At 61.1% G+C, this 24,024-nt stretch carries 18 protein-coding genes, 1 tRNA gene and 1 pseudogene; 6 read left to right on the top strand and 14 right to left on the bottom strand.

The window, feature by feature from the left end:
* Window positions 1-30: 30 nt before the first annotated feature.
* The 4 genes from ACVWVY_RS07960 to ACVWVY_RS07945 form a co-directional block, all read right to left on the bottom strand.
* Entirely contained in the window at window positions 31-867 is an 837-nt protein-coding gene (locus tag ACVWVY_RS07960; RefSeq protein ID WP_456625852.1) for a shikimate dehydrogenase family protein, read from the bottom strand.
* Complete coding sequence (locus ACVWVY_RS07955; protein ID WP_456625851.1) at window positions 833-1,480, bottom strand: class II aldolase/adducin family protein; 648 nt, start codon at window positions 1,478-1,480, stop codon at window positions 833-835. Before ACVWVY_RS07955 ends, ACVWVY_RS07960 begins: the two co-directional genes overlap by 35 nt.
* Window positions 1,477-2,763 (bottom strand): 3-oxo-tetronate kinase, encoded by a 1,287-nt coding sequence (otnK, locus tag ACVWVY_RS07950; protein WP_456625850.1) that lies wholly within the window; start codon window positions 2,761-2,763, stop codon window positions 1,477-1,479. Before otnK ends, ACVWVY_RS07955 begins: the two co-directional genes overlap by 4 nt.
* A 345-nt stretch (window positions 2,764-3,108) precedes the next feature.
* Window positions 3,109-3,198 (bottom strand) — tRNA-Ser (locus ACVWVY_RS07945).
* Window positions 3,199-3,395: 197 nt separating this feature from the next.
* Here ACVWVY_RS07945 and ACVWVY_RS07940 point away from each other — a divergent pair.
* On the top strand, window positions 3,396-3,743 hold the full coding sequence (locus ACVWVY_RS07940; protein WP_456625849.1) for a hypothetical protein: 348 nt from the start codon (window positions 3,396-3,398) through the stop codon (window positions 3,741-3,743).
* Between the two features lie 94 nt (window positions 3,744-3,837).
* Here ACVWVY_RS07940 and ACVWVY_RS07935 read toward each other — a convergent pair whose 3' ends face one another.
* The 5 genes from ACVWVY_RS07935 to ACVWVY_RS07915 form a co-directional block, all read right to left on the bottom strand.
* Complete coding sequence (locus tag ACVWVY_RS07935) at window positions 3,838-5,298, bottom strand: trehalose-6-phosphate synthase (RefSeq protein WP_456625848.1); 1,461 nt, start codon at window positions 5,296-5,298, stop codon at window positions 3,838-3,840.
* 198 nt (window positions 5,299-5,496) lie between these two features.
* Window positions 5,497-6,333 carry a trehalose-phosphatase gene (otsB, locus tag ACVWVY_RS07930; RefSeq protein ID WP_456625847.1) on the bottom strand — a complete coding sequence of 279 codons (837 nt, stop codon included), beginning with the start codon at window positions 6,331-6,333 and terminating at the stop codon, window positions 5,497-5,499.
* 6 nt (window positions 6,334-6,339) lie between these two features.
* Window positions 6,340-7,842, bottom strand: coding sequence for an MFS transporter (locus ACVWVY_RS07925; protein WP_456625846.1), 1,503 nt, complete (start codon window positions 7,840-7,842; stop codon window positions 6,340-6,342).
* 616 nt (window positions 7,843-8,458) lie between these two features.
* Window positions 8,459-9,628 carry a cation:proton antiporter gene (locus ACVWVY_RS07920; RefSeq protein ID WP_456625845.1) on the bottom strand — a complete coding sequence of 390 codons (1,170 nt, stop codon included), beginning with the start codon at window positions 9,626-9,628 and terminating at the stop codon, window positions 8,459-8,461.
* A 454-nt stretch (window positions 9,629-10,082) separates the two neighbouring features.
* Complete coding sequence (locus ACVWVY_RS07915; RefSeq protein ID WP_456625844.1) at window positions 10,083-10,763, bottom strand: helix-turn-helix domain-containing protein; 681 nt, start codon at window positions 10,761-10,763, stop codon at window positions 10,083-10,085.
* A 659-nt stretch (window positions 10,764-11,422) separates the two neighbouring features.
* On the opposite strand from ACVWVY_RS07915, the gene ACVWVY_RS07910 reads away from it, so the two are divergent.
* Complete coding sequence (locus ACVWVY_RS07910) at window positions 11,423-12,175, top strand: outer membrane protein (RefSeq protein ID WP_456625843.1); 753 nt, start codon at window positions 11,423-11,425, stop codon at window positions 12,173-12,175.
* A gap of 622 nt (window positions 12,176-12,797) precedes the next feature.
* On the opposite strand, the gene ACVWVY_RS07905 is transcribed toward ACVWVY_RS07910, so the two are convergent.
* Genes ACVWVY_RS07905 through ACVWVY_RS07890 form a run of 4 tightly spaced genes read right to left on the bottom strand, consistent with a single transcriptional unit; the run spans window position 12,798 to window position 15,219 of the window.
* Window positions 12,798-13,481 (bottom strand): hypothetical protein, encoded by a 684-nt coding sequence (locus tag ACVWVY_RS07905; RefSeq protein ID WP_456625842.1) that lies wholly within the window; start codon window positions 13,479-13,481, stop codon window positions 12,798-12,800.
* A 58-nt stretch (window positions 13,482-13,539) separates the two neighbouring features.
* On the bottom strand, window positions 13,540-14,256 hold the full coding sequence (locus ACVWVY_RS07900; protein ID WP_456625841.1) for an HlyD family secretion protein: 717 nt from the start codon (window positions 14,254-14,256) through the stop codon (window positions 13,540-13,542).
* Entirely contained in the window at window positions 14,253-14,705 is a 453-nt protein-coding gene (locus ACVWVY_RS07895) for a hypothetical protein (RefSeq protein ID WP_456625840.1), read from the bottom strand. The genes ACVWVY_RS07900 and ACVWVY_RS07895 overlap by 4 nt, the downstream gene beginning before the upstream one ends.
* 37 nt (window positions 14,706-14,742) lie before the next feature.
* Window positions 14,743-15,219 carry a DUF3302 domain-containing protein gene (locus ACVWVY_RS07890; RefSeq protein WP_456625839.1) on the bottom strand — a complete coding sequence of 159 codons (477 nt, stop codon included), beginning with the start codon at window positions 15,217-15,219 and terminating at the stop codon, window positions 14,743-14,745.
* Window positions 15,220-16,753: 1,534 nt separating this feature from the next.
* Here ACVWVY_RS07890 and ACVWVY_RS07885 point away from each other — a divergent pair.
* Window positions 16,754-17,492: pseudogene (locus ACVWVY_RS07885) on the top strand (F0F1 ATP synthase subunit A).
* A gap of 273 nt (window positions 17,493-17,765) precedes the next feature.
* Here the strand turns inward: ACVWVY_RS07885 and ACVWVY_RS07880 are convergent.
* Window positions 17,766-19,736, bottom strand: a complete 1,971-nt coding sequence (locus ACVWVY_RS07880) for a methyl-accepting chemotaxis protein (RefSeq protein ID WP_456632140.1) — start codon at window positions 19,734-19,736, stop codon at window positions 17,766-17,768.
* Between the two features lie 450 nt (window positions 19,737-20,186).
* Here ACVWVY_RS07880 and ACVWVY_RS07875 point away from each other — a divergent pair, with 450 nt between their 5' ends.
* The 3 genes from ACVWVY_RS07875 (at window position 20,187) to ACVWVY_RS07865 (ending at window position 23,911) form a co-directional block, all read left to right on the top strand.
* Complete coding sequence (locus ACVWVY_RS07875; RefSeq protein ID WP_456625838.1) at window positions 20,187-20,672, top strand: (2Fe-2S)-binding protein; 486 nt, start codon at window positions 20,187-20,189, stop codon at window positions 20,670-20,672.
* Window positions 20,673-20,756: 84 nt separating this feature from the next.
* Entirely contained in the window at window positions 20,757-23,096 is a 2,340-nt protein-coding gene (locus tag ACVWVY_RS07870) for a xanthine dehydrogenase family protein molybdopterin-binding subunit (RefSeq protein ID WP_456625837.1), read from the top strand.
* Window positions 23,097-23,110: 14 nt separating this feature from the next.
* Entirely contained in the window at window positions 23,111-23,911 is an 801-nt protein-coding gene (locus ACVWVY_RS07865; RefSeq protein WP_456625836.1) for an FAD binding domain-containing protein, read from the top strand.
* Window positions 23,912-24,024 lie beyond the last annotated feature (113 nt).

Genomic DNA, 24,024 nt, shown 5'->3' with positions numbered 1-24,024 from the left:
CATCCCCGATATAATATTTGATATATCAGGCTATCGTTCGATCAACCCCGCGACAAGGGCCATCTGCGCATCGAGCATCGGCTTTCCGCCGATGACCTTTGCGCCCTGCGCAGCCGCCCTTGCAAGAAGCCGCGTAACTGCAGGATTGACGATGATGTCGCTGACGGTGGCGCCCGGACCGACACCTTCGATGTCCAGTGGAAGCGGATCATCCGGTTTCATGCCGAGCGACGTCGTGTTGACGATGAGATCGAATGCCCGCGCCTCGGCGCGGCCGGCGCTGACCTTCGTGGCGGGATAATGCGCCGCCACGGCAGCCGCAAGCGCGCGGGCTTTCTCGTCATCCCGGTTCATGATCGTGAGTTCGCGCGCGCCGGCCTCTGCCAGGCCGAATGCCGTTGCGCGTCCCGCGCCACCGGCACCGACCTGGAGCACCTTCCGATCGCGAACCGCAACGTCATGCTGCGCGAGGCTGGCAATGAATCCTCTCGCATCCAGATTGTCGCCAACGAGGCGCCCTTCGGCCGCCCGCTTGACGAAGTTGACCGCGCCAATGAGCCGTGCCGTCGGCGTAATCTCATCCAGATGCTCGATCACGCAGGTCTTGTGCGGGATCGTTACACCGAAGCCGAAGACGTTGCGCATCCGCTTGATACTTGCAACGACGTGACCGAGATCGTCGGGCCGGACATGGAGCGGCGACACCGCCAGATCGTCGCCGATCGATCCGAAATAGGCATTCATGACCGCGCTCGCCCGCACGTGATCGATCGGGTCGGCGAGCACGAACATGATCTTGGTCTTCCCGGTGATCTCCATAAAATTGTCCTTCTCAGGCCGGCAGCGCAGCGCGGCCGTAACTGCCATAGCGTTCGACCACCCGCGCCATTTCATCGTCGGCAAGGATCGCAGGCGCGCCGGCCCGACAGGCAAGCAGATACTGCCGGGCAAGGGTTTCGAGCTTCACGGTGAGGTCGAAGGCCGCCTGCAGCCCTTTGCCGACGGCAATCATCCCGTGGTTCGCCAGCAGGCAGGCCTTGCGCTGTTTCAGCGCCGCCACCGCGCCGTCGGCGAGAGCCCGGGTGCCGAACGTGGCGTAGGGCGCGCAAGGTACATCGTTTCCGCCAAAACCGGCGACCATGTAGTGGAACGCCGGAATTGGCTTTGCGAGGCAGGACAGCGCGACGCAGCAGTCAGCGTGGGTGTGCACCACCGCGTTGACATGCGGATAGGCGTTTAGAATCGCCAGATGCATGTGCCATTCGCTGGAGGGCAGGCCGCCTCCGACCACCGTTCCATCGCGCTTCAGATGGACCAGTCCGTCAATCGTCGTGTTGCCGCTGTTACCGCCCGTCGGCGTGATGAGAATGTCTTCCCCGATGCGACAGCTGACATTTCCGCTGCTGCCGTGATTGAAGCCCTTGGCTTCCAGGCGCGCGACGGTATCCAGCACGGATTGTCTAAGTTCGCGTTCGTTCAATTTACTCCCCCGGGCTTCAGCATCGCTTCGAGCGTTGTCGCGAACAGATCGTCGGGGCCGAGCTTGCCGGACTTGAGACAGAGGGCCACCGGATCATCGTCTTCCGTCACCGCAGTGCCGATGCCGGGTCCACCATAGGGACCGACCCGCAAGCGTCGAATGCCGAGGTGCTCGACGATCGCACCCGACGTCTCGCCACCGGCCACGACGAAGCGCCGCACGCCGACACTGCGGAGAGCGACGGCGAGCCGGCCAAGAATGGTTTCGGCGAGTTGTGCTGCACCTTCACGACCGTATCGCTCCTGAGCCATCTTGACGGCCTCGGGCGTGCCCGAGGTGGCGAAGCCGACGGGACCATCGTGCAGCCGTGACCGAGCCCACTCGAGCGCGTCGCCAATTGTCGACGCCGCATCTTCGGCATTCAGGAGATTGATGCGAAGCACGGGATGCGCCTTCTCGAATTCGTCGAGTTGCTCCAAGGTCCGCTCGGCGCAACTCCCGGAGAGAACCACGCCGCCACCGCCAACTGCGCGCAAGCCGGGTGGTTTCCCGGCTACAGGGATGAGCTCCCGCGCCTTCCAGATTTCCGGGTAGTGCTGCACGATCGTCGCATTGCCCGTCATCAACCTCCACTCACAGGTTAGCGTGGCAAGCGTGTCGAGATCCCGATCATAGATCGCGTCCGCAATGAAATAGCGGATACCCCGAGCCGCCGCTTCCGCGATCGCGCGTCCGGCCGCGTCCGGTCCGGCGTTGACCTGCGAATGCGGCAGAATGCCAACGCTGGTCCGCGTTTGACGCTGCAGAACCCGGACCAGATCGGGATCGGTCATCGGCGTCAGCGGATCATTGCGTTTCGGTGAGTCCGAGATCAGCTCGGTCCCGAGGAAGAGATGGCCGTTGTAGACGGTCCTTCGAAGGACCGGCGAAGCCGGGCAAAAGGCGGTGTATTCGGCGCCGGTCAGCTGCATCAGCAGGTCGGAGACCGGGCCGATGTTGCCCTGGTCGGTAGAATCGAATGTCGCGCAATACTTGAAGAAGATTTGCCTGACGTCCCGCGCAAGCAGCGCCCGTGCCGCCTTCGCCGTCTTGCTGACGGCTTCGCTCGCGGGGATGACCCGCGTCTTCTGCGCGATCACGATAGCCGGCACATCGCCGCAGCTGCCGACGAGGTCGGGGTCGGTGACAAATCCGCATTCGATCCCGGCAGCGACCAGCATCGCGGCGGTTTCCAGGCCACCCGTCAGATCGTCCGCCACCACTCCGAAGATAAGCTTCGTCATGCGTCCCGCAGATTTCGTCCCCTCGACGCCATTCTGATACATGATATATCAAATATTGACAATACCAATTGTGCCGGAGGTTGCCGACCATTCGGGGATCGCCGACGGCTGCCGCGCAGCTGCTGCTGACGCGACAGAACGCGCACTACGGGAGTGCCCCAGACAGCCTCAGGAATGCCTCGACGACGAAAAGGAACAGGAAGCGCCGCACCACGAGCTACGGATTCCGCGAATCCCGCTCACATCACTTGCTGGCAATTGTTCTCGGGAGCGGCGCCTTCGGCAGGACGGTCACCCGCGAGAGCGCGCGGCCGCTGCACAATTTGGCGTACAAAATCGTGCAAATGGCGGAGAGAGTGGGATTCGAACCCACGGTACGGTTTCCCGCACACACGCTTTCCAAGCGTGCGCCTTAAGCCACTCGGCCATCTCTCCGGAGGCCCTCTCTTGAAGGGGCAGGACTGATTTTGCAAGGGAGGCCGGGCGAGGTCGCCAAATTTTCCCCAATCCATTGAATTTATTCGGTAATTTTTGCAACCCCGCGTCGGATAATTGGCGCGTTGTCGGACCTTGAACCGAAATCCGGCCACGATCGACGACGATAAGTGGCAACGCAATTGGTGGAGGACGGCATGACGATCACGCGGGCGCTTCAATTCTCCATTCTGGCAGCGGCACTCGCGTTAGGCGCCGCCGGGCCCGCGATGGCGCAGTCCTGCACCCGCCAGGGCGTGGACGTGACCTGCGACGACGGCAGGCGCGGGGTTTTCGCCGGCGAATCGCTCATCTGGGCGGACGGCACGCGGTCAAACCTGGTCTCGCCGCATCCGAGCGTCATCATCGGCAACAAGTCGTCGGTCGTGATCGGCCCCGGTGTATTCGTTGGTAACGGCAAGGGCGGTTACGTGCCGATGGAAAATCCGAGCGCGCCGAGCAAGGCGCGCTGCCCGGTTCTGGATGGCGTGTCGTATTGCTATTAGACGAGCACGGCCACCGCCGCCTCATCCTTCGAGACGCCGCTTCGCGGCTCCTCAGGATGAGAAAGTTAGCTCGTCGGATGAGCTGCTTGAGACACTAATGATACCGCGCGCCGCCGTTGGTGAAGGAGCGGAGCGGCCATAGCACGGGTTCGGCGATCACAGGCGCCAATGCTTCCCTGTCGAGCTGGCATTCGTGCAGCGCGTCGGTGAAGTCGGCGAACCATTGCTGGATCGTATGTCCGCGCAGCTTCGCCATCATCGCTTCCCAGCGCATCCGCCGTTCGGTCAGCGGCATCGACAGCGCGGTCGCGATGGTGCGCGCCATGGCGTCGATATCGTGCGGATTGACCAGCAGCGCGGTATCGAGCTCGTTGGCGGCGCCGGCGAATTTCGACAGCACCAGCACGCCGGGGTCGACCGGGTTTTGCGCGGCGACATATTCCTTGGCGACGAGATTCATCCCATCCTGCAACGGCGTCACCACGCCCACCTGCGCGGTGCGATAGAGACCCGCGAGCACGGCCTGGCCGTAGCCCTTGTTGAGATAGCGGATCGGCGTCCAGTCGACTTCACCGTGCTGGCCGTTGACGTCGCTGACGAGCCTGGCGACCTCGCCCTGCAGATTGCCATAGGCTTCGATCGCTCCGCGCGAGGGCGTCGCGATCTGCAGCAGCGATGCGGCGCGCGAAAGCTGCGGATGCAGCGTCCACATCCGGTCGAACGCCTTGATGCGGTTGATCAGGCCCTTGGAATAGTCCAGCCGGTCGACGCCGATCGCGAGCTTCTCGCCGTTCAGGCTGCGCCGCAGCCGCGAGACGTCCGGATGGGTCGACGCCTTCGCCGCCAGCTGCGCGAATTGCCCGGGATCGATGCCGATCGGAAATACGGCGGCGCGCGTCCGGCCGTAGCGTGAAATGACGACGCCGTCATGCACGACGAGGCCGAGGTCGGACTGCGCGTAAGACAGGAAGTTCTCGCAATCTTCCTCGGTCTGGAAACCGATCAGATCATAGGCCAGCATCGCCTCGATCAGCTCGCGATGATTCGGCACGCCAGATATCACCGAACGCGCCGGCCACGGCGTATGCAGGAAGAAGCCGATCGGCTGCGTGACGCCGAGATCGCGCAGTTCGGCGCCGAGCGCGAGGAAATGGTAATCCTGAACCCAGAACGCGGAATCGGCTTTTCGGAATCGCAACAGCGCGCGCGCCATGAAGGCGTTCACTTCGCGATAGCTGAGATAGTCTTCCTGCGTGGCGCGGATCAGATCGGCGCGCGAATGCAGCGCCGGCCACAATGCGGAATTCGCAAAGCCTTCGTAATAGCCGCCGTAATGCGCGGCCGGCAGATCCAGCATCGCCAGCGCGCCGGCGCCAAGGGCCTCGACTTCGGCAAACGGTTCCTTCAGGTTCCCATCGCGGACCCGCCCCGAGGAACCGACCCAGATCGCGCCTGACTTCTCGACGATCGGCAACAACGCCGCGGCGAGTCCCCCCGTCATGGGTTCGTTGGGTTTTCCGCGCGAAACGCGGTTTGAAACGACGACGAGGTTCACAGATCTCCCCTCCCGTTGATGCGCTCGCGTTAACAACCGTTCATCAATATGGTTCCTGTTCACCCTTTCAACGAATTGAAACCAAATTCGGGCTGCGGCGTGGGGGAACTCACCGGAACTCACGAAAAATAAATTTTGTCGTGAACCACGGCATCAAGCGCGAGAATCTGTGGTCGAAAGCCGTCGAGACGAAAAACATTATGGCAGGGATGCGTCCCTTTCATCATCAAGCAGGTGCGCGAGGAACTCGCGCACGTCGCTCGGCGCATCGAAGTGCCCCGCCACGCCCTTGGCGCGACGGCCGACCGAGAAGGCGAGGCCATCGAGATCAGGCATGATCGCAAACACGGTTTCGTCGGTGACGTCGTCGCCGATGAAGAATGGACGGCGGCCCTTGAAGGGTTCGCGCTTCATCAACTCGTGCACGCCGCTCGCCTTGGTGAATCCGGAATGCTTGATCTCGCAGACGCATTTGCCGGGCAGCACCTCGATCGGCGCATTGGGAAGATCGGCCCTGATCAGCGACACCGCGGCATAGATCGCCTTCTCCGCGTGCGGCGCGAGGCGATAATGCAGCGCCAGCGAATAGCCCTTGTCTTCCAGCAATATTCCCGGGCTCAACTTTGCGATCGCAGCCAGCCGGCGCTTCAATTCCTTGTCCAGCGGCGGCGCGTGGGCATCCACCGACTCGTTGTCCGGCTCGATCCGCATCTCGGCGCCATGGCCGCCGACGGCCGGGAATTGATCAGGCGCGAAAATCAAATCGATGTCGTTGAGCGAGCGGCCTGAGACCAGCGCCAGCGCGCCGTTGGTTCGCACCAGCAGGCGATTCAAGGTCTTCACCAGGCCCGGCGGCACCCAGACTTCGCGCGGCGTCGGCATCAGATCGAGCAGCGTGCCGTCGATGTCGAGCAGGATCGCGGTCTCGCTCAGATGCGGCACCAGCGAGCGCGGCACCGGCACGGTTTCCGGCGCAGCGTCGTCTTCACGGACGATATCTTCTTCCAATGGCATTTCCAGCAGATCCTCATTCATCTCATTCTACTCCACAAATGCGAGCGGCCGTGCGACAGTTTCGAGCGACTTGCGCTCGGCCGCGATGGCATACCGCCACGCGACGGCGGCGGCTACGATCATCAATGCCGACCCGAACAGGTAGCCGGCGAAGACACTGTTACGCGATCCGGTATCGATCAGGGCGCCGAACAGCACCGGGCCCGCCACGCCACCAATGCCCGTTCCGATCGCGTAGAACAGCGCAATTGCAAGCGCGCGCACCTCCAGCGGAAACGTCTCGCTGACGGTGAGATAGGCAGCACTCGCCGCCGGCGAGGCAAAGAAGAAGATCACCATCCAGGCGATGGTCTGGGTCTGCGCAGTCAGAACGCCGATCGAGAACAGGTAGCCCGACAGTGCGAGCAGGACGCCCGATGCGCCATAGGTGGTCGCAATCATCGTGCGACGGCCAAGGGTATCGAACAGCCGGCCGAGCAGCAGCGGCCCCAGGAAATTTCCCACCGCAAAGGGCAGGATGAACCAGCCGACATGGCTGGACGGGATGCCGAAGAAATCGGTCAGCACCAGCGCGAAGGTAAAGAAGATGGCGTTGTAGAAGAACGCCTGCGCGCCCATCAGCACCAATCCGACCAGCGAACGCTGCCGGTAGGTCGTGAACAATGTATGCGCCACTTCTCCAAGCGGCGTGTGGCTGCGCATCCGCAGCCTGATCTTCGAAAATACCTCATCGGCCGGATGATCGGGATGTCGCGTCGAGGCCCTTTCGATCTCGTCGACGATCGCATGCGCCTCTCCGGGGCGGCCATGGATCATCAGCCAGCGCGGGCTTTCCGGAATCCACATCCGCATCACGAAGACGATCAGGCCGAGCGCGGCGCCAATGAAATAGGCCAGCCGCCAGCCGATATCGGGAGGCAGCAAGTTGGGATCGAGCAGCACGATCGCGGCGACCGCGCCCATCGCCGCCCCGATCCAGAAGCTGCCGTTGATCACCAGATCAGTCCAGCCGCGATAGCGCGCCGGGACCAGCTCCTGGATCGTCGAATTGATCGCGGTGTATTCGCCGCCGATCCCCGCCCCGGTCAGGAAGCGAAACAGCGTATAACTCGCCACACTCCACGACAGCGCGGTGGCTGCGGTCGCGGTGAGATAGAGCGCGAGCGTGATGAAGAACAGTTTCTTGCGCCCGATCCGGTCCGTCAGCCAGCCGAACCCAAGCGCGCCCAGCACGGCGCCCGCGAGATAGGCGCTGTTGGCGAGGCCAACATCGAAATTCGAAAATTGCAACGTCGGGCTTTCCTTCAGCGCGCCCGACAAGGCGCCCGCCAGCGTGACTTCCAGCCCGTCCAGAATCCAGGTGATGCCGAGCGCGGCTACCACGCGGGTATGAAAGCCGCCCCAGCGCAGGGCATCGAGCCGCGCAGGGATGCTGGTTTCGATGACGCCGTCATTTTCCTGCTGCAGCGGCGCGGAACTGGACGCACGCTCATCCACCGCCGCACCCTGCCGTATCGCCTTCACAATCATCCGATTGGACCAATGAAAAAACACCCCCGGAATGCCCCAGCCCCAGGGTTTTTACGTCAAATTGCGGCAAACATGATGCCCGACCCCGAGATAACGTCCTGCGGGGAGTGGGGTTCCGGGCTAATTCGGGTAGCGAAATTGCATGGCTGCCGCGTGCCTGCGAGGCATTAATGGGACGCTCGCTTGAACGTGGCGAGCGAAGCGAGCCATAGCGCGCCGCATATCGAGCCATAGCGCGCCGCATATGATGGCGCGAATTGCTTTGGTTCGCTCGCGATCTCCGCTTCTCTGCATTGCAGATTCAAGTTGCGACATCGCGCAACGTCCTTGAAGGGTCATTTGCGTCGCTTTGGCCGCGTGCCGACGACTTCCGCTCTACCCCTCCCAAGGCCGACATATGTGCCTCAGCCAACGCTCCAATTTGGTTGGAGTGGGAGGTCCGCAAGGACACCTACACTCTGAAGTCTCTAAGTCTGATTGATCGTAATGATCCTCTCAGCGACTTCGTTGCGCGCAAGATCATCGAAATCGACGCATCAGGCACTCGCGATCCAAAGAAAATCGCGAAAATCGCGGTCAGGTATCTCAGCCGGTAACGGCCCCTCCGGTATCTTGCCTAGACATCGATGGGTTTTGATCCGTTGCCCGAGACCTTCATCCGGCGGGCAAACGCCTCCGTCAGGATCGTACTAAGAACCGAGCTAACGACCAGCAGCACCAGCACGGCGTTGAAAATTTCCGAGGTCAGCAGCCGGTCCCCGGCGGCATTAAGAGTGTTGTAGCCGACCAAGGTGGCGGCAAGGGTGGCGGCAACCTGCGGCAGCGTCAGGGACCACATCGTTAGCCTCGCCGGGCGCGCATAGCCAAAGGCGCGACCAGTGATAGCCGCTGCGATTCCCTTTCCCAGGATCAGGGAGGCAACCAGGGCCACAACCAGCCAGAGATGGGTGGAAATTGTTTGCGCCACCGCGCTTGGGACAATCAGGAAGCCTACGACAATGAAGAAGATTGGAATGAAAAAGGCCCTGCCGAAGAAATCCAGCTTTTCCTTCGCCGGGTGCTCGCCGACAGCAGCATTGACCGCCAATCCCGCCAAAAAGGCACCGACAATATCCGGCAGATTGATGAGATCGGCGAGTACGCCGGCAACCGCCATAATGCCAAGCATCGTGACAAAGTAGCCCTCTTGGCTGTCCCGCAGCTTGCTCAGGAGCCAGGCGCCGGCGCGGCTTACGCCTATCAGGATCAGCGGGACGAAGATGGCAACCTCGACGATTTGCAGCGCAAGGCCCGATGGCGAGAATCCGGTCGTATACATTGAAACACAAATCCCGAAGATGACCAGCGACAAGGTGTCCGCCACCAATGTGGCACCGATCGTGACGACGACCGGCTCCGTTCCAAGGACACCAAGGCGCCTGACAATCGGCAGAGCGAGCAAAGTATGCGATGCGAACAACGAGCCGATGACGATGGCGGGGATAATCCCATAACCGAACGCCAGACCACACGCGGTACCGAGCACCTGCGGCACGATGGTCGTGACGATACCGAATATGATGCTGCGGGTCTGTGCTTTCCGAAAGAGGCTGATCTCGATTTCCAGCCCCGCCGTGAACATGATCAACAGCCTGCCAAGATCGCCGAAGAACTGCACGATCGGGTGATTCATCGGGGCGACGTCCAGAACATATGGCCCGAGCAGGACCCCGAAGGCTAGCAGCGCTACGATTTCGGGAGCCCTGAAGCGGCGGGCAAGCAACGGTGCCGCCGCGATGATCGCCATTATTTGCCAAGTTCGGCAGGGCCACGGCGTGGGATCTGAAGGCTTCAAGCCATTCCATCGCCATTTTGCTCCGCGAGCGGGACAGCCTTACATACGTCGACACCACGAGTCAGCGCGCGCTCACTGCAGCGCAGAGAATACCAGATCGCGAATCCCCTGATCGGGAGGTCGCGGTCGCTGTCTTTTGCTAAAAAATCCTAACTCAGCAAGTCGGTGCGTTGCTTGCCGCGAAAGGGTCACTAGGCCGAATGCCAGCGCCAGCTTCGATCAACTCGGGTGCCCCGCCATTGATTTATGCCAATCAGCCTCGCTCGGGACTTCTGTGGCCCAGCCGCGCGATCGTGCTCCCACGTCGTGGCCACACCGAAACGCCCCCGCTTTTTTGTCCCCCACGCCTTTCGCGGCTGCCTTGCGGGCGTTGCTCGAGCATGCAGGTTGCATCTCCTCCGAACGGCTACGAGGCCTGGGAGCGCTCGTCAGCAAGCCTCACGAGTGCGTCGACATCCAGAACCACGACGACGTGTCTCCGGGTCGTATCGTCAAACTTCACGACGTCCTTTCGGTATAGCTCCGACATCGCTCGCGAAACCGTTTCGAGCGTTAGTCCCAGATAGTCCGCAATGTCACGACGGTTCATGGGAAGGTTCACGACGCCCGCGCTTGTCGAGCGAAGATGCATCTCGAGCAGAAAGGAGGCTACTCGTTCGAGTGAAGTCTTGCGGCCCAACAGAAGGATGTGGTCTTCGGCGTGCGCCAGGTTGCCCGTGGTCATGCCAAGGATGGTACGGAAGATCGCTGGATCGTTCTGCGCAACCGCATCCAACTCCCTGCGCTTTATCATGTGCACCGTGGTCGCGACGATGGCTTCCGCCGTGAAGTGATGAGTGTCGTCATTCTCCAGCCCGAAGATATCTCCGGGGAAGTAAAACGCCCCGATCTGGCGGCGTCCATCCGGTAGGAGCTTGTGTGTACGCACAGCCCCTTCGACCACTTGGTAGATGTATGCAGCCGGTTCTGCTTCCCCAAAAATTTCGGCGCCTCTGCGGTAATTGAAGTCGCTCACACCGAGCCGATCGGAAGCAACGTTGAGTTCTCCAATCAGGCGAGGCTTCTTCCTTGCCGTGTTGCTGTACATGCCCTCTCGTGCCTTTGAGAAAGATGCAGCCTACATGAGGGGCTTCCATCGTTTTTGATCGGCGTCAAAACGGATCCCTGACGCCGTGATACAAAAGCTGGGCGGAGCGGTGGATCAAGCCCCTGGCTGATCAAGCCGAGATTGACCTAGGTCAAGGCTGCGCCAGGCTGCTTGCCTGGAATGTCAATCCGATTGACGCATTCGGAGCCCAGGTGAGATGCCGCCAACCTGGTACGTCACCTTTGAGAGTCGCCCACGCGGTCTGCTGGCCAAAAAAAGGCGAAGCCCGCGCGAGACCAGGACATTTGCGACCGAAGGCGAGGCCAAGATTCTTGCGCGCTCAAAGCTGGACGAAGGGCTGATCGTTTTTGCAGGTACGATAAATCCCCATCTCCCGAGGCGGCATATCCCGTCCGGCCAAATCTCTATGTGGCTGACAGAGGGGTCCGAGGACTCCGCCGAAGTTCCGCCTCCCCTCGACAAGGATTGATCCGTGCACCGCTGTGCACTGCGCAATCTCCGATTGCGCTTGAGTGTTGCCATTTTGTTACGGGGACTTGAGACACTCGCGACTAGGCTTTCGACGATGATTCAATCGCTTACGCACGAAAACGTGCACAGGAGTCGCATCAGTAGATAAGGAACACGGAGATAATCACATGAAGAAGATTTTAATGGTCGCCCTCGGAATCGCTGCCTTGGGCTTGGCTGCTCCTGCATCGGCAGCCGACATGGCCGTCAAGGCCCCGCCACCGGCCCCCCTCCCGGTGATCTACAACTGGAGCGGCTTCTACATCGGCGCCAACGGTGGATGGGGCCAAAGCCACAATTGCGTGGATTTTGTCACTGTTTTGGGAACAGTCGCGAGCGGTTGTCGCGATCGTTCCGGAGGCGTTGTCGGCGGGCAGATCGGGTATCGCTGGCAAGCCAATCAGTTCGTGTTCGGATTGGAAGCACAAGGCGATTGGGCCGACCTCAGCAACACGCGCGTCAGCCTGTTCAATCCGACCCTCTCAACTCGCGTGAAAACCGATGGCATTGGCCTCTTCACTGGTCAGATCGGTTGGGCGTGGAACGCGGCGCTGCTTTATGTGAAGGGCGGTGCGGCCGTGACCAGCAATCGCCTTGATATATTCGATACGTTCACCGGCTTTGGTCTGGCCTCGGCAAGTGCCACGCGCTGGGGCGGCGCACTGGGTGTCGGCTTTGAGTACGGGTTCGCACCGAACTGGTCGGTCGGTCTGGAATACGACCATCTGTGGATGGGGAATGCGAACAACACCTTCTCCGTTGTCGATCCGCGCCTCGTCGGCGTACTCAACAGCCGGATCAGCCAAGACGTCGATATGGTCACCTTGCGCTTCAACTATCGCTTCGGCGGTTACGCCGCACCAGTCGCCGCACGTTACTAATCAATTCTCCAGGAGCAACGACCTGGCCCGGGGCACCCGCCCCGGGCCTTTTTGTTGCTTACATGATCGATCGAGCTGCCTGTAGGCCCGTGTACCGGCTTTTGAGATGATTTTGATGCGGTTGTCGGAGTTCGATCTGTCTCAAGACTCCGAGCGACAAGCCCCTACAATTTTTTCGGCCCGCTGGCGCCAGGATTGACATACATCAACCACCCCAGTTGATAGTGCTTTGACTATCCCGCTTCGCGTTCACCCGGGGCGAAGTAAATGAAATTTCGACAAGCCCGTCCGCTCGGTCTAGCTCTTCTATGATTTGCTATTTTGGCACTGGCGATGGTCTGGCTATACGGCGTAGTTCATCCCACAATCCAGTGAAAGCCGGCGGGACACCGATGATCGGTTTGACGGCCGGACATTCATGGCGCGCCGTAGCAGCTCTATCTGCGCCAATCTTTGGGACGACTGGGGCCTTCCGTCAGGCAGCGCGTCCTCCGGGCTTATACCATCCGCGCGCGTGGCACGAGCCGGATGGATCGAGAGGCTCACGTCCGGATCTGTGAGCGGCGTGGAGAGAAATCCCCGGGCCGACTCTGTGATTTTATCCTCGCCTTCGCCAAGCTCGTCACTTCCCGCCGGCAAGAATATTGATCGCGCTGCCGGCGATCGCGGTCAATGTAACAACTGAGATTGCCGCCTGCAGGAGCATCAGCAACTTGGCGCGGCGCGTCAGCGGCAGCGTGTCGGCTGGACTGAATGCGAAGCTGGTCGTGAACGCGACGAACAGGTAATCCGCATAGCGCGGAGCCCACGATTCATAATGTGGCAAGCTGCTTGCCCGCTGCGGAAACAGAAAATCCCATGGCTTATCGGCCCGTGTGATCTCCTCGACTCCCGGCGGATCAATAATCCAGTACCAGATTGAAAAGATCAGGATGTTCGACACCGCCATCAGCCCGACGTCGAGCAGAAGCGTGCGGACCGCCGGCGAGGCGGACCCAAGCAGGGCGGCAATAAGGCCGCTCGTGTGGCCCAGCAGTCCCAACGTGAACCAGGCGTTGACAAGAATGATTGACTGGAAAAGCGCATGTTTGAGTTTGAAGAGCCACAATATACCCAGCGCTGTAACCAACCCAAATCGCAAGACAATCAGGCCCGTTGTCACCAACGACACATCACTCGACAGAAAGCCCCGCAAAGCGCCCAGCGTCATCGTGTAGGAGATACTGCCCTGCGCTAGCGAGATGGCAAACAAGATCAGCACAACTACTGCGAGGCTAGGGCCGCGGTTGCGCAAGAAAGGTTTCATTGCTGGGCGCGAACATGAGGCTTGATCTGCCGGCTAAAGCTTAGGATGGCGCTTGTCATTAGTGGTGGCCACTCCCCCCATGGTGGCCCTCGAGGAAGACATAGTTCTGCCAGCTCCGCATGCGCAGAAGAATTTTCCGCAACAACGAAAGCTCGTGAAAATGCTCGGTGTAAATGGCGGCTTCGCCTTCCGAACCGAGCGGCACCTGGTAACCGGACATGTCATCGACGAGGTCAAGCCTAGCCAGAGCCCGATCTCCGGTCGGCGGCCCCTCGACATTCACTAGCGTGCCCGAGGTTTGAAGCTGGCCAGAAGCAATCGCATTGATCACAAGGCGTACCTTGGCCTTGAAGACGCGCCCCGGTACGCCCTTGAACAGAACTTCGGCCTCATCCCCCGCCTTAACCCGCTGCAGGGCGTTCTGCTGGAATGCCGCTACCAAAGCCCAGTCCCTTTGGCTGTCGTTGACGAAAATCATGGCTGGACGGAAGGGCGCCGGGACCACATATACGCCCGGCCGCAGTGCGAGCTCGGTGACAAAGCCGCCTGTAGGGGCTCGAACAACAGTGTCGTCAAGATTGTTCTGGGCATCGGCAAGCTCATTGCGCAAGCGCACGATGGCTGTATGTTCACCGTCAACTGTCGCGCCGTACGCTTGCCGGGCACGATCTTCGGCGGCAATAACCTCGGCCGTCGCCTGTTTTGACGCGTCGAGATTGCGCGTTGCCGTGTCGAGTGTGGCCTGCGCGACCACGTTTTTCTGAAATAGCGTCAACTGACGGTCATAGTTTCCTGGGCAAGCTGCAGTTGGGCCTTCGCCTTTCCGGTCGCCGCCGATGCCTGATCGACTGACGCCTTGAGCTGGGCAACACTGGCCTCGGCGTCCGCCAGCCCCGCCCGCTTTTCCCCGACGATATATTCGTAAGGCTTGGGATCGATCTTGAAGAGAACTTCCCCAGCTTCGAGGTGCTGGTTGGTACGGTCCTGAACCGGTACTTCGACCACCCGACCTTTAACGGAAGGCAATATCGGCACAGTGGTGAAGTAAATGCGTGCGTTGGTCGAAAATGGGTGATTGTAGGCCATCGCTATGAACAGCAGCGAAAGGCCGAAGGCGCCGCCGAGGACTGCTGTCACCAGCGTCCATTGATTGACCGGGATTCTGAAAATCTTGAAGATGGCATAACAGACCGCGGCGTAGGTCAATACGAGCAAGATTTCCATCCGCGACCTCCCACTCCGAGCTTTGAGCGTGCGTCAGCTATTGCCGCGCACCTCGGCTCTTCGAATCTGCCCCTTCCGTCGCAGGAGCGCTCGCCTCGTCAGCTGACCCCAATGATCCAGGCGACTCGGCTGCAGCCCGCCGCTTCCCTTTGCTCAATTGAGCTGCTCGATCTCCGACGTCGAGCTTGGCCTCGATCTCTGCCATGCGATGCCTGAGTTCCTCCAACTCAGCCACCGCCTCCTTCGGCGAGGCCGGCTCGCCCGGCTTGTGAGCGAAACCCCAGCCTCGATCCGGCTGATACATCATTGCCCAGATCCAAAGGAACGGCCACAGCACATGCAGCAAGAAAAGGCTGATCCAGCCTGCGGCGTGGATCGCGTCCGCGTGCGGATGATGACGTGCATGCGCGATCCGAGCCGGAATGTCGTGGATCGCAATCATGCCGTAGACCAGAACGATCACCACGAAAAACAGCAAGCCAAGCGCGAAGTAGTTCAGGAATGGATCTGCCATGCCCGCCCTCATTCAGGTTGAGCATTACGTGCCTTGACTACTCTCTAAACCGACAACTCATATCGACAGCGTCAGCAACGGCTGGAAGGCTTGGAATTTATTGACGCATCAAGTCCTGCGCCTGCTACGCCTGCGCAGGTCATGTTTGTGCTTCTTCGCCCTGCGCTCTTCCGCGGTGGCGTTCACTGGTACAAGACGCAAGCGCCTCCCTGCCATCGCACACACCTGCGGACGGCGCGGCGGGTCTGGCGAATGGTGGTCGTGCCACGCACACACCGTTCACCATTGTCCTGCCCGGGCCGCAGCCGAGGGCAATTTGCGAAATCATGCCGTCCGGCTGAGGAATCGGCGCGGGCGTCATAGCTTGCGCGAATGTTGCAACGGACAAGGCGAAACCAGCAGCAGCAATTGACCTGATCATTTTAGTCCCTCCCTTGTGTAGGGACAAGCCATTCAGTAGCCGTTGGTAAGGGGCGGCTCAAACGAGCCGCCCCTTCGTCGAGTTTTGTGTCTACTGGCAGCGATACACCAAGCCGTTGTCGGCTTTGATCAGGGTACCGGGCGTACATGCAATGCCGTTGCGCGCCGCGTAGTCCCCCCATCCGCTATAGCTGTACCAGGGGCCACCCCCGTAGTAGGCCCTAACCGCGTCCCAATTGCCGGCAGTGGCTGCTGGAGCCGGGTCACCATAGTAGGCTGCCCTGGCTCCCAAAACTCCTGCCCCATAAGGGCCGCCTCCGTAGTAACCTGTACGTCCGTAATATCGGCCGTCTCCCCATCCCCAGTTGGGTGATGTAGCCGCCACGGCAGCGGCCGTGCCGAGGGCGGCAGCGCCGGCGACGCCAGCGCCGACTACCCCGGCCCCATACCCGTACGCAGCCCGCCGGTTTTGTCGGCGGGCAACACCCGCAACGCTCACTGGGGTCAGCGGGCGACCGACCCGCGCCTGAGCGCTCTCGACTGACAGTGAGATGCCTTCTTGCTGCGACCAACTGAAGGAGAACAATGCCGCACACGTAATGGCGGAAGCTGCAAGGGCAGCCTTTCTTACATGTTTCATGAGCTTTCTCCGTGCGCAAAAGCCCCATACGAAATTCTGCGGCGCTCCTTCGTCGCCGTACTTGACCAAGATCAAGGATCCGACAGTTGCATTGATCACGTTCATGTCACTGGGGCCGGCAAGGGTTAGCGCTCCTGCGTCCACTTCTTGCAATGGATTTCAAGGCGAAATCACCGCTTGTCCGCCAGGGTCCATTCGCGGTCATCCGCCCCCGTGCAGTGCCTTGATCTATCGCAACATGCGGACCCACGATTGGCTTGCACTTTGACGACGTCATCAACTGTGGGAACTCAACTGGAGGGGCGGGCGCTCAACTTGGGGAGGCGCAGGCGTCGCTCGGTTGCGTAATGCGACAGGGTTACCTTGGTGGTTCGTGGCCCAGATTGGGTGTGGGCCATCGATCAATTTGGCCCGTGTCACCATAACAATGATATGACAGCAACTGCTGCTGTTGCTGGTCCGGAGGACCCGCGGATGACCCTCGATCCCATCCATCAGTTCAACATCAACAACATCTTCACGATTGGCCATATCGGCAGCCACACGATCGCCTTCACCAACTCCTCCGTTTACATGTTGCTCACGGTAGCGGTGATCTGCCTGTTCGCGGTTCGGGGGATGAAGGGCCGGCAATTGGTTCCCGGCCGTTTCCAGTCGGCCGCCGAATTGAGCTACGTGTTCGTGGCCACCATGATCCGCTCCACCGCCGGCGAGGACGGAATGAAGTTTTTCCCGCTGGTGTACTGCATCTTCATGTTCATTCTGGTCGCGAACCTGATCAGCATCATTCCCTACACCTTCACGGTAACAAGCCACATCATTGTCACAGCCGCATTCGCGCTACTCGTCTTCTTTACAGTGCTGATCTATGGCTTTTACAAAAACGGCCTGAAATTCTTCAAGATCTTTGTGCCGCCGGGCGTTCCGATGTGTCGCAATCGAGATCATTTCCTTTCTGTCGCGGCCGCTGTCGCACAGCGTACGTCTGTTTGCCAACATGCTGGCCGGCCACATCACGCTGAAGGTGTTTGCGGGTTTCGTCGCCATGCTCGGCACTTCGCTCGGCGCGATTGGCTGGGTCGGCGGCATGGTGCCGCTGGCATTGACCGTTGCGCTGACCGCCCTCGAACTGCTGGTGGCGTTTCTGCAGGCCTACGTGTTTGCGATCCTGACCTGCATCTATCTCAACGATGCGCTTCACGCAGGGCATTAAGGCATACGCGAGAGCCGCGATAATTCGGCCTCCAGCGGCGAACTTGCACACGACCGCAAGGCTGGAGCGCGCGAAGGTGGAGCTGAAGCACCAGCTCGGCTGGGAATGAAAAATCTCCGGCCGTCATGCCCGCGAAGGCGGGCATCCAGTACGCCGCGGCTTCTCGGTCTATCACTACCCGTCTCTGGAATACTGGATCATCCGCCCCAGTGCGCAATTGCGCACAAGGCGGATGATGACACCATATCCTGTTTGCGCGATCGGATTACGAGCTCACGCTGCCCTGATATTCGCCATGAAGCGATCGAGCTCTTCGCGCAAGCGGGCGCTTTCGGTCGACAGCGTGCGCGCCGAATTCAGCACCTCCTCGGAAGCCGAGCCGGTTTCGGTCGCGCCGCGATTGACGTGCATAACATTCGTCGCCGCTTCCTGCGTGCCTTGGGCGACGTTCTGGACGCTGCGCGCGATTTCCTGCGTCGCCGAGCTCTGCTGCTCGACGGCGCTGGCGATCGTCGATGCGATGTCGGAGATTTTTCCGATGGTGCCGCCGATCTCCTTGATCGCGGCGACCGATTCCTGCGTCGCGCCTTGCATGCCCGAGATGTGATTGGAAATCTCGTCGGTCGCCTTCGCAGTCTGGCTGGCGAGCGATTTGACTTCCGACGCCACCACGGCAAAGCCGCGGCCGGCATCGCCGGCGCGGGCGGCCTCGATGGTGGCGTTCAGCGCCAGCAGATTGGTCTGCTCGGCGATCGCCGTGATCAGCTTGACGACGTCGCCGATCTCCTGCGCGGCGCGCGACAGCTTGCCGATCCGCCCGTCGGTCTGTTCGGCCTGGCGCACGGCTGCTTCCGCGATCTGGCTCGATTCCTTGACGCGCCGCCCGATCTCGTCGACGGAGGCCGACAGCTCCTCGGTGGCGGATGCCACCGACTGCATGTTGGTGGAGGCTTCTTCCGAGGCGCCGGCGACCTGACTGGACAGACTTTGGGTGGTCTCCGCGGTCCGCGTCAGCGTGCCCGCCGCGCTCTCGAGCTGCACCGCGGACGATGAAACGTTGGAGACGATGGCGCCGACCGCGGCCTCGAAATCGTCCGCAAAGCGGATCAGTTCAGCGCGGCGCGCATCGCTCGCCGCCTTGTTCTGCGCTTCCTGGGTGGCGGCGTCGCGCTCGGCGCGGGCGACAGCCTGCACCTTGAACTCTTCCACCGCGCTCGCCATCTCGCCGAGTTCGTCCCTGCGGCCGAGACCAGGCAGGACGACATCGAAATGGCCGGCGGCGAGTTCGCGCATCGCGCTGCACATCTTCGTCATTGGCCGGGAAATGCCCGTGCCGAGGAAGACGGCCCAGGCGCAGCCGAGCAGGAAGCCGCCCGCGGCGAGGATCAGGATCAACCGCTCGGTCTCGCCGATGGTCTCATCCGATTCGGCCTCTAACCGCTTCTGATCGGACAGCAGATCCGACTTCATCGCGCCCGAGCCCTTGTTGATGGCGGCGGCCGACTCCGTCATTTCCAGCGTCAGTTCATCGATCTCCTTGGCATTATCGACCAGCTTGGCGAGCGACTGCCGGTATTCCTCCAGCATTCCGGAGACTTCCTTGATCCCCTCGCGGATCTTTTCGTTGGTCGACGAAATCGCCTTCAGCGAGTTCTCGACGAATTTCAGGCGCGCCAGCGCACTGGTTGCGACCGCCTTGTCCGAATTGACGACGAACGTGTTGGCGAGCGCCGTGACCGCCTGAAACTGCTCGGTCACCTTCTTCGCCCCGAGCGTGATCACCGGCATTTCGTCGTCTTCGGCATTGCTCGGGAGATCGTCGAGCTTGTAGCGCAGCGAGTTGCCGGTGCGCATGAGCTGATTTTGCGCGATGCGCGCGCTCTCGTCCTTGACCTTGAGGATGTCGGCAAAAATCTTGGTGAAGGTGCGGAATTCCCGCTCCAGTTTTACGATCTGCTCGAGCCGCGTCGGGTTGGTGGTTGCCTTCATCGAGGACGTGATCGCGTCCTTCAGGCCGGTTTCGGCTGCCAGCGCCGCCTTGCCGTCCTCTTCCTTTCCGGTCGCCACGAAATAGCGGGCAAGCGAGCGATAGGAGATCAGTTCGCGATCGATGTCGCGCGACAGGTCCGCCTCCTGCACGCTGCGCCGGTAGGAATCCACACCGGCCGAAACGCGCTCGAATCCGAGATAGGCAAAACCCATGCTGGCGGCCGAAATCGCCAGCACGACGGCAAAGCCGAGCATGATCTTGGCGCGGAACCGCAGGGTTGGGAGCTTGAAGGACGAGCCGCTACGTTTCAAAAATCGCACGTCACACCCCGTTTTCGTTCTGAAAAACAGGCATTGGGGGTCCAGCCCCCAATCCGGTGCGCAAAGTTAAGGCAGAATGGATAAGGGCGCGTAAATTCGGGAAAGATTGGCAAGGGTGCCTACACCCTCCCCTTGAGGGGGAGGGGCGACGCGCGTGTTGGGGTGAAGGTCTCTCTGCGTCTAACAGTGCCCGAGTTGAGAGAGCACCCACCCCGTCACGCATCTAGCGATGTCCGAGACGAGCAAAGCTCGCTCCTGGGTCGGCACGCGCGCGCGGTTGGCGAATGTCATCACAATGACAGGGGCGACCAAAATCCTAGTTGCAAGTTCCCTCTCCCGTGTTTCTAATTGGAATAATTATAAAACATCGGGGAGGTACCACGCGTGTCTACAGTCAAATTGACGGTGAACGGCAAAGCCGTGTCAGCCGAAGTCGAGGACCGGACGCTTCTGGTCCATCTCCTGCGCGAAAATCTGAACCTGACCGGAACCCATGTCGGCTGCGACACCAGCCAGTGTGGCGCATGCGTCGTCCATATCGACGGCCGGGCGGTTAAATCCTGCACCGTGCTGGCCGGCCAGGCGGCAGGCTCGAACGTCACCACCATCGAAGGCATCGCCAAAGGCGACGAACTGCACCCGATGCAGGCGGCGTTCCGCGATAATCACGGCCTGCAGTGCGGTTATTGCACCCCCGGCATGATCATGTCGGCGATCGATATTGTGCACCGCCATAGTGGCAATCTCGACGAGGAAACCGTCCGGCAGGAGCTGGAAGGCAACATCTGCCGCTGCACCGGCTACCACAACATCGTCAAATCGGTGCTCGATGCGGCCGGCCGCATGAAGGTCGCGCAGGCGGCGGAATAGCCGCCGCACGCCATTAAATCCGAATTCAAGACCGCGTTTCGATGGAAACGGCGGAAACAATAACTCCGGTTGGGAGGACAGGACATGGGCGTTGAAGGCATTGGCGCAAGCGTTTTGCGCAAGGAAGACCGCCGTTTCATTACCGGCAAAGGCCGCTACGTCGACGATATCAAGCTGGTGGGGATGACCCACGCACACTTCATCCGCAGCCCGCACGCGCATGCCAAGATCAAGAGCATCGACACGTCGGCGGCGATGAAGATGCCGGGCGTGGTCGGCGTGCTGACCGGCCAGCAGATCGTCGATGACAAGATCGGCAATTTGATCTGCGGCTGGGCCATTACCTCCAAGGACGGCACGGGCATGAAGATGGGCGCATGGCCGGCGATGGCGCCGGAAACCGTTCGTTTCGTCGGCCAGGCCGTCGCCGTCGTGGTCGCCGAGACCAAGAACCAGGCCAAGGACGCGGCGGAAGCCGTGGTCGTCAATTACGAAGAACTGCCCGCCGTTCCGGACATCCGCGCCGCGATCGAGCCGGGCGCACCGCAGTTGCACCCGGAAGCCCCGGGCAACGTGATCTACGACTGGACCATCGGCGACGAAGGCGCGACCGATGCCGCCTTCAAGTCGGCGGCCAATGTCATCTCCCTCGACATCACCAACAACCGGCTGGTGCCGAACGCGATGGAGCCCCGCGCGGCGATCGCCGAATATAACGAGCCGGAAGAGCATTTCACGCTCTACACGACCTCGCAGAATCCGCATGTCGCCCGCCTCGTGCTGTCGGCGTTCTACAACATCGCGCAGGAGCACAAGCTGCGCGTGGTGGCGCCCGACGTCGGCGGCGGGTTCGGCTCGAAAATCTTCATCTACCCCGAGGAGATGGTGGCGCTGTGGGCGTCCAAGAAAGTCGGCCGTCCGGTGAAGTGGACCGGCGACCGTACTGAGGCCTTCCTCACCGACGCGCATGGCCGCGATCACCTCACCAAGGCGGAGATGGCGTTCGACAAGGACAACAAGGTCACCGGGTTGCGCGTAAAAACCTACGCCAATCTCGGCGGCTACATGTCGCTGTTCTCCTCCTCGGTGCCGACCTATCTCTACGCGACGCTGCTGTCGGGCCAGTACAACATCCCCAACATCTTCGCCGAAGTGATCAGCGTCTACACCAATACGGTGCCGGTCGACGCCTATCGCGGCGCGGGCCGCCCCGAAGCAAGCTTTGTGGTGGAACGGCTGATGGAGACGGCGGCGCGGCAGTTGAAGGTCGATCCGGCCGAACTGCGCCGCAAGAATTTCATCACCCAGTTCCCGCATCAGACGCCTGTCATCATGGCCTATGACATCGGCGACTTTAACGCCTCGCTCGACTCCGCGATGAAGGCGATCGATTACGCCGGCTTCCCCGCACGCAAAGCGAAAGCCAAGTCTGAAGGCAAGCTCCGCGGCATCGGCGTCTCCTGCTACATCGAGGCCTGCGGCATTGCGCCCTCAAAGGCGGTCGGCAGTCTCGGCGCCGGCGTGGGCCTGTGGGAATCGGCGGAAGTGCGCGTCAATCCGGTCGGTACGATCGAAGTGCTGACCGGATCGCACAGCCACGGCCAGGGTCATGAGACGAGCTTCTGCCAGCTCGTCGCCGAACGCCTGGGCATTCCGATCAGCCAGGTGCAGATCGTCCATGGCGACACGGACAAAGTGCAGTTCGGCATGGGCACCTACGGTTCGCGCTCGGCGGCCGTCGGTCTCACCGCGATCCTGAAGGCCATGGAGAAGGTCGAGGCCAAGGCCAAGAAGATCGCAGCCCATCAGCTCGAGGCATCCGAAAACGACATCGTCATCGAGAACGGCGAGTTCAAGGTCACCGGCACCGACAAGTCGATCGCCCTGCCGATGGTCGCACTCGCCGCCTACACCGCGCACAACCTGCCTGACGGCATGGAGCCGGGCCTGAAGGAAGGCGCGTTCTACGATCCGACCAACTTCACCTTCCCGGCCGGCGCCTATATCTGCGAAATGGAAGTTGATTCCGCCACCGGCAAAACCTCCTTCGTCAACTTCGTGGCGGCGGATGATTTCGGACGGCTGATCAACCCGATGATCGTCGAAGGCCAGGTCCATGGCGGTCTCGCCCAGGGCATCGGCCAGGCGTTGCTCGAAGGGGCGGTGTACGACAGTTCAGGCCAGCTCCTGACCGCCTCGTTCATGGACTACGCCATGCCGCGATCCGACGACCTGCCGTCGTTCAAGCTGTCGCACACCACGACGCTGTGTCCGGGCAATCCGCTCGGCGTCAAGGGTTGCGGCGAAGCCGGCGCGATCGGTGCATCGGCTGCCGTCATCAACGCCATCACGGATGCGATCGGCAACAACAAGCTCGAAATGCCTGCGACGCCCGATCGCGTCTGGCATGCGATCCACGGCTGAGAGGGAGCAAGAAAATGTACCAGACCACTTACCATCGTCCTTCCTCCGTCGACGAAGCTGCGGCAGCCTTCGCCAAGGGTACGGAAGCGAAGTACCTCGCCGGCGGCCACACCCTGATCCCCGTGATGAAACAGCGGCTGGCCGCGCCGTCCGACGTGATCGATCTCGGCAAGATCAAGGAGCTGATCGGCATCGAAGTGTCTGCTGACACGCTGACCATCAAGGCGGCCACGACCTATTTCGACATCATGCAAAGCGCCGACGTCAAAAAGTCGATCCCGGCAATCTCCTACCTCACCTCGGTGCTCGGCGATCCTGCTGTGCGCCATCGCGGCACGATCGGCGGCTCGATCGCCAACAACGACCCGGCAGCGGATTTTCCCGCCGCCCTGGTTTCGCTCGGCGCCACCGTGAAGACCAACAAGCGCTCGATTTCGGCGGATGACTTCTTCAAGGGCCTGTTCACGACGGCGCTTGAGGACGGCGAGATCATCACCGCCGTGTCGTTCCCGATTCCCGCAAAGGCAGGCTACGCCAAGATGCGGCATCCCGCGTCCCGCTTCGCACTGACCGGCGTGTTCGTGACCAAGACCAAGGCTGGTGACGTCAGGGTCGCGGCGACCGGCGCCTCGCAAGATGGCGTGATGCGGGTGTCGGCGATCGAAGCGGCGCTGAAGGCGAACTGGGCCGCAGGCGCGATCGACGGCGTCAAGGTTTCCGCCGATGGCTTGATGAGCGATATCCATGGAACGTCGGACTATCGCGCCAACCTGATCAAGGTGATGGCGCAGCGCGCGGTGACGGCGGCGGGTTAATAACGTCTAAACGCAACTTCCAAGCAGGCGGCGCGCAGCGATGCGCGCCGCCTTCGTTTTTGACCAGATTCTCGGCAAAAAGAAGCTTGCCACGCTCTCGCTTCGGCGTGACA

The organism is Bradyrhizobium sp. URHC0002, assembly GCF_054059515.1.
The sequence above is the reverse complement of the archived record's forward strand: the minus strand, read 5'-3'. Positions and strand labels throughout refer to the sequence as shown.